The following is an 11901-nucleotide window of genomic DNA, read 5'->3' as shown; positions in this document are numbered from 1 at the left end:
GACGGTGAAGCTTCTTGCAGGCGACACCTGTCCCCTGTGGGAGCTGGCAAGCCAGCCACAGGGTTTGAAGTGATCCTGCTAGCGCTGGTTGTTGAGGACCTGCAGCATTGCGGCCGTCTGCGCATCCGGCTGGCCGTCGAAATTTTGCGGGCGGAAACGCATCTGGAACGCGGCGATCACGTGACGGGTGGCAACATCGAATACCCCGGTCTGCTCGATCGCATAACCAAACCGTGCCAGCTGTTGCTGGTACCAGGTAATGCTCGGTGGATTCACCGCAAAGCGCGCCTGCTGCTGCACCACCGCCTGGGCATTCGGCCAGATAGCCAGGCCTTCGTCGGCCAGACGCTTCCACGGAAACAGTGGCCCCGGATCCAGCTTGCGCAACGGCGCGATGTCGCTATGACCGATGATGTGCCGCGGCAGGATGTTGTTGCGCTTGGCGATGTCCTTGAGCAACAGGATCAGCGATTGCACCTGCGCCTCGCTGTACGGATGCCAGACCCGTCCGGTCGGGGTGTCGGTGAAGCCGGGATTGACGATTTCGATGCCGATCGACGTGGAGTTGAGCCAGGTCCGGCCCTCCCACTGGCTTTCACCGGCATGCCAGGCGCGGCGACTTTCGTCCACCAGTTGGTAGACGGTGCCATCACGGTCATCGCCGATCAGGTAATGGCTGCTGACCTCGCCATGGGTCAGCAAGGCCAGCGAGCGCTCCAGCGAGGCATTGGTGTAATGCAGGACGACGAACTGGATGCGGCTGTCCTGGTTGGCCGAAACATGGCTACGGTCGATACGCAACTGCGGGCCACTGGTGCAACCGGCCAGCAGGGCCAGCAGCAGGATGGAGAAAAACGCTTTCATGGGAGAAGGGACTGCCTGGGAAGTGTGCAATGCAATAGCATAACGTGCCTCCTGTAGGGTCGTTCATCCGAGTTGCAAGCGATTGCGTCCAAGGTGCTTGGCCCGGTAAAGCGCTTCGTCGGCGCGCTTGAGCACCGTGTCGCTGCGTTCGCCATCGCGAAACTCGGTCATACCCACCGACAGGGTAATGGTGACCCGCTCACCCTTGAAGTGGAACGGGCAGGCCTCCACCGCTGCACGCAGGCTCTCCGCCAACTGTAGACCACCCGTCACCGTTGTCTGTGGCACCAGCAGAACGAATTCCTCGCCACCGAAGCGGGCGATGAAATCCCGAGGACGCAGACGCTTGCGCAGTTCGTTGGCGACGATCTTCAGGACCTTGTCGCCAGCCAGGTGGCCATAACTGTCGTTGATGCGCTTGAAGTGATCCAGGTCCAGGATCGCCATCAGCAACTGGCCGCCTTTTTCCTCCCATTCAGCAACTTCCAGCTCGAGACGCTCGGACCAGGCGGCGCGGTTGGGCAGGCCGGTGAGCGGATCGACCAAGGCTTTTTGACGCTGCTCCTCCAGGTGCTCGCGGTAGCCCTGGGCCTCCTGCTCCATGTGGGCGACCCGCTCGGACAGCCCCTTGAGGCGGTTGGCCATTTCCTCTTCGCGCTTGTCGCGCTGCTGCTGGTGCTCGTCCATGACGCCAAGCAGCCCTTCGAGACGCCCCTCCAGCACGTGCTTGAGGCTTTCCAGATCAGCCGCGCCCTGCACGCTGCTGTGCAGGCCGTCGACCTGTTCGCGCAACTGGCTGTTCAGGTCACGTTCGGCGGACTGATTGTCGGCGTGGCCTTCGCTGGCCTCCTGCAGGTGGCTCTGGAACGACTCCAGACGCTCATTGAGCTGTTTCAGATAGGCTTCGAACTCATGCTGCCCGCTGTCGGTGATGGCCAGCATCAGTACCGCCAGATCATCCAGCACCGGAAGCAACTCATACCAGTTCAGGCCATGCTCCAGGCGCTGGCGCATGGACTCCGCCTGGGGACGGTGGCGCTCCGGCAGGGCCAGGTCGTTGAGCAGCCCGAGCAGGGTGTGCTCGATATGGGTCGCCACCGAGCTGTAGGTTGGCTCGGTACCGTCGGGCAGGGCGTAGAGCATCTGTTCCGCGGTCAGCTCCACGACCGGCTCCGGCTGCACAGGCTCCTCTTCGCGTGAAACGGCTTCGACAGGCTCTGGATTGGCGGGCTCCGCCACCACCTCCAGTTCCATTGGAGCCGGATCGGCAACCTCAGGCTCGGCAACCGCGGTCGCTGTCACAGCGGCAGTGACAGGGACAGGCACCTCAGACGCAGTATCGATATCCGCCGCAGGCGCACTGGTTGCGCAGGCATCAGCTGTCCGGGAAGAAGGTCGCAGTTCGTCTATATCGGCAACCGGGGCAACTTCGGCCTTCGGCGCGGCCGGCACGACAGGCGCCTCGCCCACCGGCGCCGCCGACGGCACTTCTTCCGCGGCATCGCGGCCGCCGAACAACCGTTGCAGAAAGCCCGGTCTGTTCTGTTCCTCGGGATGGGTCAGCACGCCGATCGCTTCGCCCTGCAGCTTGCTCAGCTCACTCAACAGCAAGGGGATTTCCCGCGACTGGCCAGCACGGGCCTCGACCTGCTTGCCGAGCTTCTTCAAGGGACGCCGCACCTCGCTGGGCAAGGACAGCGTTTGCAGCTGGTTGACCAGCGACGTCAACGCGGTGATTACCTGGGTTACCCGCGTGGCACGGCGCTGCTCGGAGTCGAGCACGGCTTTTTCGAGACGGGGAATGAGTCCGGCAAGACCAGCGTCCATGTTGTCGGAGCGGATGACATCGCGCATTTCCTTCATGCACTCGTCTACCACACGGTCGCTGCCCTCAGCGGCCAGGGTACTGCGCACGAGACCGCGACGCAGCAGGTCGAGGCGGGCCTCCCAACGGCGCTCCAGCTTTTCCTGCTGTTCGATACTCTTGAGGTACTTCTCTTTCCAGCGCTCTGCTTCGTCGCTCATGCCCGGGCCCGCAATCAGGGGGGATTAACGCAAAACCGGAAGCGTATCCACAGTCAGGGCGTCAGGCAAACGAATCTCAACGGCGACCGGTAAATGATCGGAAATCGGCTGCGAAAGCACTTCGACCTTTTCCAGGGTCAGGCTCGGGCTGAGCAGAATGTGGTCCAGGCAGCGTTGCGGGCGCCAGCTGGGGAACGTGGCTTCGACCTGTGGCGCGATCAAGCCGAGGTCACGCAGGGGGGAATGTTGCAGAAGGTCGGTGGCGTGGGTGTTCATGTCGCCCATCAGCACCTGGTGACGATAACCACCGATCAACTCACGGATATAGGCAAGCTGGCGGGCGCGGGTCTTGGAGCCCAGGGCCAGGTGCATCATTACCACGACCAGGGCGTCCTCGCCTTCGCCAAAACGCACCAGGATCGCCCCGCGACCGGCAGGGCCGGGCAGCGGGTGGTCTTCGAGCAGCTGCGGCTTGAGCCGGCTCAGCACGCCATTGCTGTGCTGGGCGAAGCGCCCGAGATTACGGTTGAGCTGCTGGTACCAGTAGGGGAAAGCACCGAGATGGGCGAGATGCTCGACCTGGTTGACATAACCCGAGCGCAGGCTGCCGCCGTCGGCTTCCTGCAGGGCCACCAGGTCGAAGTCGTTGAGCAACGCGCCGATCTTCTGCAGGTTGCCGGCGCGTCCCACATGCGGCAGCAGATGCTGCCAGCTGCGCGTCACGTAGTGTCGATAGCGCTCGGTGCTGATCCCGACCTGGATATTGAAGCTGAGCAGGCGCAGGCGACCGTCCCTTGGCAGGTTGTCCTCGCCGACATGCAGCTCGTTGATCCGTGGATCACACAGGCCCACTACCCGCTCGCTTCTCCAGCGCGCCATGATCATCGCCGCTTACTTCGCGGCGCGCTCCTTGGCGATCAGCTGGTCGGCAACGTTCAGCACGCCTTCCGGGCCACCGGCGCTGCCCAGGTCGAAGCGATACTTGCCGTTGACCACCATGCTCGGCACGCCAGTGATCTCGTATTTCTTCGCCAGTTCCTTGGCCTGGTTGACCTGGCCCTTGATCGCGAAGGAATTGAAGGTGGCGAGGAACTTGTCCTTGTCGACACCCTGGGTGGCGAGGAAGTCAGCCATGTCCTGCGGGTCGGTCAGGCGCTTGCGCTGGTTCTGGATGGCGTCGAAGACGGCGGCATGCACCTTGTGCTCGACGCCCATGGCTTCGAGGGTCAGGAACATCTGGCCGTGGGCATCCCATGGGCCGCCGAACATGGCCGGCACGCGCTTGAAGTTGACGTCGGCGGGCAGCTTGTCGATCCAGGGATTGATGGTCGGTTCGAAGTGGTAGCAGTGCGGGCAGCCGTACCAGAACAGTTCGACGACCTCGATCTTGCCCGGTTGGGATACCGGCACCGGGTTGCTCAGCTCGATGTATTCCTTGCCGGCGACCGGTTCCGCGGCCTGGGCAGTCATACCGAAAACGCTGGCAGCTACCAGCGCGGCGCTGAGAATCAGATTACGCATGCTTTGCTCCTGTGCAGTCTTTGAGTCGCCCTGAAACGACTTGTCTTTCTGACAGGCCAAGGCGGGTCCGAGTTCGTAAGTGTAACGGCTGAAGAATGAAAAAAGGGTGGCCGAGGCCACCCTTTTCATGTTCGGCACGCGCCATTAACGCAGCGTTAACGTTGCCGCCGGACGGATCAGTGCAGGCCCTGGATGTAGCTGGCCAGCGCCTGGATGTCCTTGTTGCTGAGCTTGGAAGCGATGGTGCGCATGGTGGTGGCGTCGCCGTCGTTGGTTCGCTCACCCTCACGGAAGTCGGTCAGCTGCTTGGTGACGTACTGGGCGTGCTGGCCACCCAGGTGCGGGAAGCCGGCGGATGCGATACCCGCGCCATTGGGCGAGTGGCAACCGGTACAGGCCGGCAGGCCCTTGGACAGATCACCGCCGTTGAACAGGGCGCGCCCGCGTTCGACGAGGGCCGGGTCGGCAGCACCGACGCTGCCTTTCTGGCTGGCGAAGTAGGCGGCGATGTCGGCCAGGTCCTGGTCGCCGAGGTTGGTCAGAAGGCCGGTCATTTCCAGGACCGTGCGCTTGCCGTCCTTGATGTCGTGGAGCTGCTTGGTCAGGTAACGCTCACCCTGGCCTGCAAGTTTCGGGAAGTTCGGCGCGACGCTATTGCCGTCCGGGCTGTGACACGCCCCACAAACGGCCGCTTTTGCCTGACCGGCAGCGGCATCGCCAACGATAGTGCCAGCGGCATTGGCGCCGCCTGTAACGCCCAGGGTCAACAGCAGACTCACGATCAGTTTGTTCATCAGCTAATCCAACTACGGCTAAGGGTGAAAGAGTTATGTATCGGGCCTACCGCTCATCCACTGGATGATTGCCTGGTAGTCCTCGGCACTGCAGTCCATGCACAATCCACGCGGTGGCATAGCCTTGAAACCCTGGGTTACATGCCCGACCAATATCTCCATACCCTGCGCCAGCCTTGGCTCCCAGGCTGCACGATCACCGGCTTTCGGGGCCTGTGGCAGCTGCCCGGCGTGACAGGCCGCACAGGTGCGGTTGTACAACGCCTCGGGATCCTGTGTAGCCTGAGCGCTGGAAAACGGTATCAAGACACCGATTGCAAGCAGCCATTTCGTCATCGAACGACCCTTCAGGGTTGGAAGCTCATTGCGTTCTAGTGCGCAACCTTTAAAGTCTGAGCCCCCGTGCACATCCTCCTACGCTGGGATAATGCGCACACAAAATCTAGGGCATTATATACTCCCGTTGCCGAAACGGAAACGACACACCCTGCCGCACCCACCCCGGGCAACGCTCACTTCGGACATCCCATGCAAGTCAAAAACCCCATCCTCGGACTTTGCCAGACGGCAAGATTCGCCCTCAGTGCCGCCAAGGTCGACCAGTGTCCACCTGACGAAGGCTATGAAGTCGCCTTCGCCGGCCGCTCCAACGCCGGCAAGTCCAGCGCGCTCAACACCCTGACCCACGCCAGCCTGGCGCGTACCTCGAAAACCCCGGGCCGGACCCAGCTGTTGAACTTCTTCAGTCTGGATGACGATCGGCGTTTGGTCGACCTGCCGGGCTACGGATATGCCAAGGTGCCGATTCCGCTCAAGCAGCACTGGCAGCGCCACCTCGAGGCCTACCTGGGCAGCCGCGAAGCGTTGAAGGGCCTGATCCTGATGATGGACGTGCGCCATCCGATGACCGACTTCGACAAGATGATGCTCGACTGGTCCAAGGCCAGCGGCATGCCGATGCATATCCTGCTGACCAAGGCCGACAAGCTGACCTTCGGCGCGGCCAAGAACACCCTGCTCAAGGTGCAGTCGGAAATCCGCAAGGGCTGGGGTGACAGCATCACCATCCAGCTGTTCTCGGCACCGAAACGGCAGGGGCTGGAAGAAGCCTACGCCGTCCTCGCGCGCTGGCTGGAACTGGCTGACAAGCCCGAGGCATAAGGGCTGCCCGGCGAAAAATCCGGGCAAAAAAAACCCCGGACTTCGTATGGGGAGGGGGAAGTTCGGGGTTCAAGTTCCGAACCGCTAGGGCGGGGTCCGGATATCTGCCAACACTTAACACAACATAGGAGCATTGAAGGGCTTCACCAGCCATTCAGTACCTCTGAGTGTCGGTTCACCGGATTAGTTCCGGGCGTGTAGAAACTATTTGCGATAAGTAGGAATTCTCTTAATGCCCGACTGCCGGAGTCGGGCATTTCGCGCGACCTTATGTCGCAGACATTCCCCGATGTTCAGTGCGCTTCGTCCCAGTTCGCCCCCACTCCAACGTCCACCACCAGCGGAACATCCAGTTGCGCAGCGTTGCTCATGTACGGACGAATGTCCTCACGCACCTGCTCCACCAGGTCTTCGCGCACTTCCAGCACCAGTTCGTCGTGTACCTGGAGAATTACCCGGGCATCGAGCCCGGAGCTTTCCAGCCAGTTGTCCACCGCGACCATGGCGCGCTTGATGATGTCCGCCGCGGTACCCTGCATCGGCGCGTTGATCGCCGTACGTTCGGCTCCGGCACGCTCCATCGGGCGGCTCGAGTTGATCGCCGGCAGGTACAGGCGACGACCGAACAGGGTTTCCACGAAGCCTTGCTCGGCGGCCAGCTTGCGGGTGCTTTCCATGTACTGGCGTACACCCGGGTAGCGGGCGAAGTAGGCATCGATATAGGCCTTGGCCTGCTTGGTCTCGACGCCGATGTCCTTGCCGAGCTTTTTCGCGCCCATGCCATAGATCAGGCCGAAGTTGATCGCCTTGGCGCTGCGGCGCTGGTCGGAAGTCACTTGGTCCAGGGCCACGTTGAACACTTCGGCGGCAGTCGCGGTGTGCACGTCGAGGCCGTTGCGGAAGGCGTTCATCAGGCCTTCGTCGCCGGACAGGTGGGCCATGATGCGCAACTCGATCTGCGAGTAGTCGGCCGCCAGCAGCTTGTAGCCCGGTGGCGCGATGAACGCCTGGCGGATGCGCCGCCCCTCGGCAGTGCGGGCCGGGATGTTCTGCAGGTTCGGATCGCTGGACGACAGGCGACCGGTGGCCGCGACCGCCTGGCCATAGGACGTATGGATGCGCTGGGTGCGCGGGTTGATCTGCTCGGGCAGACGGTCGGTGTAGGTGCTCTTGAGCTTGCTCAGCGAGCGGTACTGCATCAGCACCCGTGGCAGCGGATAGCCTTCCTCGGCCAGTTCGTCCAGCACCTCTTCGGCAGTGGAGGGCTGGCCCTTGGCGGTCTTCTTCAAGACCGGCAGGCCGAATTTGTCGTAAAGGATCGCGCCTAGCTGGCGTGGCGAACCGAGGTTGAACGGCTCACCGGCGAGTTCGATGGCCTCGCGCTCCAGCTCGACCATCTTGTCGCCCAGCTCCTGGCTCTGCAGCCTCAGCAATTCGGGATCGACCAGCGCGCCCTGGCGCTCGATCCGCGCCAGCACCGGCACCAGCGGCATCTCGATGTCGGTCAGCACGCTGGCCAGGGACGGGATCGCCTGGAGCTGCGCGAACAGCGTCTGGTGCAGGCGCAGGGTCACGTCGGCGTCTTCGGCGGCGTAGGGGCCGGCCTTGTCCAGGTGGATCTTGTCGAAGGTCACCTGCTTGGCGCCCTTGCCAGCGATGTCTTCGAACTTGACGGTGCTGTAGTCGAGGTACTTCTTCGCCAGGCTGTCCATATCGTGGCGGATCGCCGTGGAGTTGAGCACGTAGGATTCGAGCATGGTGTCGAAGGCGATGCCGCGCACGGTGATGCCGTTGGCCGGGTCGCCGCCGATCGCGCAGTTGGCGAGGATGTTCATGTCGAACTTGGCGTGCTGGCCGACCTTGAGCTTTTGCGGGTCTTCCAGCAGCGGCTTCAGGGCCAGCAACACGCTGTCGCGGTCCAGTTGCGCGGGGGCATCAGGGTAACTGTGGGTCAGCGGAACATACGCCGCCTCATGGGCTTTCACCGCAAAGGACACACCCACCAGTTGCGCCTGCTGCGCGTCGATGCCGGTGGTTTCGGTGTCGAAGGCGAACAGCGGGGCGTCCTTGAGTTTCTGCAACCAGGCATCGAAACGCGCCTGGTCGAGGATGGTCTCGTAATCCGGCTCGACCGGCACCTCGACCTCGGCCACCACCAGCGCCTCGTCGCTGACCGCCGCCACGGTGACATCCAGCACCGCCACCGGGGCCGGCTGCGCGGCACGGCGCGCTTCGCGCTCGAGTTCGTCGATCCAGCCCTTGAACTCCAGCTCGGTGTAGAGCTCCATGAGCTTGTCGCGATCCGGCTCGCCCAGGTGCAGGTCATCCAGGCCGACGTCCAGTTCGACGTCGCACTTGATGGTCGCCAGGCGATAGGAGAGGAAGGCCATTTCCTTGCTTTCCAGCAGCTTGGCCGGCAGGGTCTTGGCACCACGGATGGGCAGGGACGGCACCAGGTCGAGGTTGTCGTAGAGCTCCTTGAGGCCGCCATTGACCCCGACCAGCAAGCCGACGGCAGTCTTCTCGCCGACACCCTTGACCCCCGGGATGTTGTCGGCGGTATCGCCCATCAGGGCCAGCAGGTCGATGATCTGTTCCGGAGCGACACCGAATTTCCCTTTTACGCCCTCGATATCCAGCACGGTTCCGGTCATGGTGTTGACCAGCGTAACGTGCTCGTCCACCAGCTGCGCCATGTCCTTGTCGCCGGTGGACACCACCACCGGGCGCGCTGCCGCGGCGCTGCTGCGGGCCAGGGTGCCGATCACGTCATCGGCCTCGACACCCTCGACGCACAAGAGCGGGAAGCCCAGGGCCCGTACGGCGGCGTGCAGCGGTTCGATCTGCACGCGCATGTCGTCGGGCATGCTCGGGCGGTTGGCCTTGTAGTCGGCGAACATCTCGTCGCGGAACGTTCCGCCCTTGGCATCGAAGACCACCGCGAACGGGCTGTCCGGATATTGCTTGCGCAGGCTCCTGAGCATGTTCAGCACACCCTTTACCGCCCCGGACGGCATGCCCTTGGACGTGGTCAGCGGCGGCAGCGCGTGGAAGGCACGGTAGAGGTACGAAGAACCGTCCACCAGGACGAGGGGGGTTTGGCTCATGAGCGGAATCAACCTTTTCGACGGGCCCGGCGCTAGAATGTCCGGAACATTGACGACAAAGGGACAAGGTTATCATGGGTACATTCAATCGCCTGTTGTTGCTCGGCCTTCTCGTCGGCACGCCGGTCGCAGCCCTGGCAGCGGACGAAGCGCCCTCGGCCGAGCCGGAAGTAACCATTCGCACGGAAGGTGACAAAACCATTCAGGAATACCGTCAGAACGGCTTCCTGTACGCGATCAAGGTCACACCGAAGAACGGCAAGCCGTACTTCCTGGTGCGTGCCGACGGTAGCGACGCCAACTTCATCCGGTCCGACCAACCCGACATGCTGATTCCCTCCTGGAAAATCTTCGAGTGGTAACGCGGACCCTTAACATCCACCCGGCACGTCGCGACGACGTGCCTGACTGAGCAGTTTTTGACCATGTCTGTCTTCACCCCCCTGACCCGGCCACAGCTGGAAACCTTCCTGGCCCCCTATGGACTGGGCCGCCTGCTGGATTTCCAGGGCATCGCCGCCGGTACCGAGAACAGCAATTTCTTCATCAGCCTCGAACAGGGGGAGTTCGTGCTGACGCTTGTGGAGCGCGGACCGATCCAGGACCTGCCGTTCTTCGTCGAACTGCTTGAGGTGCTGCACCAGGCCGACCTGCCGGTGCCTTATGCCTTGCCCGCCACCGACGGCGTGGCCCTGCGCGAGCTGGCCGGCAAGCCGGCGCTGCTGCAACCGCGCCTGGCCGGCAAGCACATCAAGGCGCCCAACGCCCAGCACTGCGTGCAGGTCGCCGATTTCATGGGCCACCTGCACCTGGCGACCCGCGAACACACACTGGAACGCAAGACCGACCGGGGGCTGGACTGGATGCTGCAGGCCGGCAACGAATTGATGCCGCGACTGAATGCCGGGCAGCAAGCCCTGCTGAAAGCCAGCCTGGACGAGATCAGCGCCAATCATGCACGGATCATGGCCCTACCGCGGGCCAACGTGCATGCCGACCTGTTCCGTGACAATGCGATGTTCGAAGGCACGCACCTGACCGGTGTGATCGACTTCTACAACGCTTGCTCGGGGCCGATGCTGTATGACCTGGCGATCAGCCTGAACGACTGGTGCTGTGACGAGGCGGGAGCGATCGATCTGCCGCGAGCGCGGGCGTTCCTCGGCGCCTATGCGGCACTGCGGCCGTTCACGGCGGCGGAAGCCGAGCTCTGGCCGGTGATGCTGCGGGTCGCGTGCGTGCGCTTCTGGCTGTCGCGCCTGATCGCGGCGGAATCGTTCGCGGGGATGGATGTGATGATTCACGATCCGGTGGAGTTCGAGGTGCGCTTGAAGGCGCGGCAGGATGTAAGCCTGGCGCTGCCTTTCGCCCTATAAGGATCACGCGGACCCTGTGGGAGCGGGTTTACCCGCGATTGCGATAGTGATTCCACCATAGCAATCGCGGTTAAACCCGCTCCCACAGGGTACAGCGTCGTTGCCAGGGACTTTATAGGCTTTCCAGACACCCCGCCAACCCGTTCCCCAGGTTCGCCAGCAAGGTCTCGTAGCCCTTGGCATCCACTGGCAGCGTCCCGCCCAGCGCATCCAGTTCCGCCAGTTTCACCGGCAAACCGGCGGTCAGGGTTTCAGCCAGGCGCGGCCGCAGTGGCGGCTCACTGAACACACAGGTCTTGCCTGCCTCCTGCAAGCGCTTGCGCATGGCGGCCACATGCTGGGCGCCCGGCTGCACTTCCTGGACCACGCTGAACACGCCTGCATGCTTCAGCCCATAAGCCGATTCAAAGTAATCGAACGCCTCGTGGAAGACGAAGAACGGCTTGTCCGCCACGCCGGCCAGTCGCTGTTTCAAGCGCTGGTCCAGCACATCCAGGCGCTGCTCGAAGCCCTTCAGGTTGCTCTGGTAGCGCGCGGCATTGGCCGGGTCCGCCGCACTCAGGTCCGCCGCCATGCGCGCCGCAATCACCCGGGCGTTGACCGTGGACAGCCATAGGTGGGCATCGAGGCTGCCAGGGCGGTGGTCGTGATCATGTTCATCCGGGTCATCCCCGTGCGCGTCATGCTCTTCATGGGATTGGCTGTCCTCGCCAAAGTGGCGCAGGCTCATGCCGGGCAGCCCCTGCACCGCAACGGTAGGCTTGCTGCGCCCAGTGATGACACGCGGCAGGAAGCTTTCCATGTCCGGCCCTACCCAATACAGCAGGTCCACCTCCGCCACCCGCCGTACATCCGACGGACGCAGCGCATAGTGGTGCGGCGAAGCGCCCGGCGGCAGCAGCACTTCCGGCTTGCCGACGCCGTCCTGGACCGCTGCGGCAATCAGTTGCAGCGGCTGGATGCTGGTCAGAACGCGAACGTCGGCGCGGGCCGGGGCCAGCACGACCAGGGTTGAGGCAAAAGCGACAAAAAGGGCAAAAAATCGGGACACGA

Annotated in this window: 11 protein-coding genes; 3 read left to right on the top strand and 8 right to left on the bottom strand. The window is 63.1% G+C overall.

What is annotated here, in order from left to right:
• Positions 1–78: 78 nt before the first annotated feature.
• The 6 genes from ACKLLE_RS16360 to ACKLLE_RS16335 form a co-directional block, all read right to left on the bottom strand.
• Positions 79–864, bottom strand: a complete 786-nt coding sequence (locus ACKLLE_RS16360) for an N-acetylmuramoyl-L-alanine amidase (protein ID WP_064303910.1) — start codon at positions 862–864, stop codon at positions 79–81.
• A 63-nt stretch (positions 865–927) separates the two neighbouring features.
• Positions 928–2889: a GGDEF domain-containing protein gene (locus tag ACKLLE_RS16355; RefSeq protein WP_420058535.1), complete on the bottom strand. Its 1962-nt coding sequence runs from the start codon at positions 2887–2889 to the stop codon at positions 928–930.
• Between the two features lie 24 nt (positions 2890–2913).
• Positions 2914–3768 (bottom strand): endonuclease/exonuclease/phosphatase family protein, encoded by an 855-nt coding sequence (locus ACKLLE_RS16350; RefSeq protein WP_064303925.1) that lies wholly within the window; start codon positions 3766–3768, stop codon positions 2914–2916.
• A 12-nt stretch (positions 3769–3780) separates the two neighbouring features.
• The gene (gene dsbA / locus ACKLLE_RS16345; protein ID WP_009401704.1) at positions 3781–4410 is read right to left on the bottom strand and encodes a thiol:disulfide interchange protein DsbA; all 630 of its coding nucleotides are present in this window, start codon (positions 4408–4410) and stop codon (positions 3781–3783) included.
• A gap of 176 nt (positions 4411–4586) precedes the next feature.
• Positions 4587–5204 carry a c-type cytochrome gene (locus tag ACKLLE_RS16340; protein WP_279899787.1) on the bottom strand — a complete coding sequence of 206 codons (618 nt, stop codon included), beginning with the start codon at positions 5202–5204 and terminating at the stop codon, positions 4587–4589.
• Between the two features lie 33 nt (positions 5205–5237).
• The gene (locus tag ACKLLE_RS16335; RefSeq protein WP_009401707.1) at positions 5238–5540 is read right to left on the bottom strand and encodes a c-type cytochrome; all 303 of its coding nucleotides are present in this window, start codon (positions 5538–5540) and stop codon (positions 5238–5240) included.
• 192 nt (positions 5541–5732) lie between these two features.
• Here ACKLLE_RS16335 and yihA point away from each other — a divergent pair, with 192 nt between their 5' ends.
• Positions 5733–6365 carry a ribosome biogenesis GTP-binding protein YihA/YsxC gene (gene yihA, locus ACKLLE_RS16330; RefSeq protein WP_064303913.1) on the top strand — a complete coding sequence of 211 codons (633 nt, stop codon included), beginning with the start codon at positions 5733–5735 and terminating at the stop codon, positions 6363–6365.
• A gap of 293 nt (positions 6366–6658) precedes the next feature.
• Here yihA and polA read toward each other — a convergent pair whose 3' ends face one another.
• Complete coding sequence (gene polA / locus ACKLLE_RS16325) at positions 6659–9472, bottom strand: DNA polymerase I (RefSeq protein ID WP_420058534.1); 2814 nt, start codon at positions 9470–9472, stop codon at positions 6659–6661.
• A 74-nt stretch (positions 9473–9546) separates the two neighbouring features.
• Here polA and ACKLLE_RS16320 point away from each other — a divergent pair, with 74 nt between their 5' ends.
• Positions 9547–9834 (top strand): DUF2782 domain-containing protein, encoded by a 288-nt coding sequence (locus ACKLLE_RS16320; protein ID WP_009401712.1) that lies wholly within the window; start codon positions 9547–9549, stop codon positions 9832–9834.
• 63 nt (positions 9835–9897) lie between these two features.
• The gene (locus tag ACKLLE_RS16315; RefSeq protein WP_420058533.1) at positions 9898–10848 is read left to right on the top strand and encodes a homoserine kinase; all 951 of its coding nucleotides are present in this window, start codon (positions 9898–9900) and stop codon (positions 10846–10848) included.
• Positions 10849–10960: 112 nt separating this feature from the next.
• Here ACKLLE_RS16315 and znuA read toward each other — a convergent pair whose 3' ends face one another.
• Positions 10961–11899 (bottom strand): zinc ABC transporter substrate-binding protein ZnuA, encoded by a 939-nt coding sequence (gene znuA, locus ACKLLE_RS16310; protein WP_420058532.1) that lies wholly within the window; start codon positions 11897–11899, stop codon positions 10961–10963.
• Between the last annotated feature and the right edge of the window lie 2 nt (positions 11900–11901).

Origin of the sequence: Pseudomonas bharatica (assembly GCF_048586865.1) — a bacterium.
Taxonomy (GTDB): Bacteria; Pseudomonadota; Gammaproteobacteria; order Pseudomonadales; family Pseudomonadaceae; genus Aquipseudomonas; species Aquipseudomonas bharatica.
Note: the sequence above shows the minus strand (reverse complement) of the source record. Positions and strands in the feature narration are given on the sequence as shown.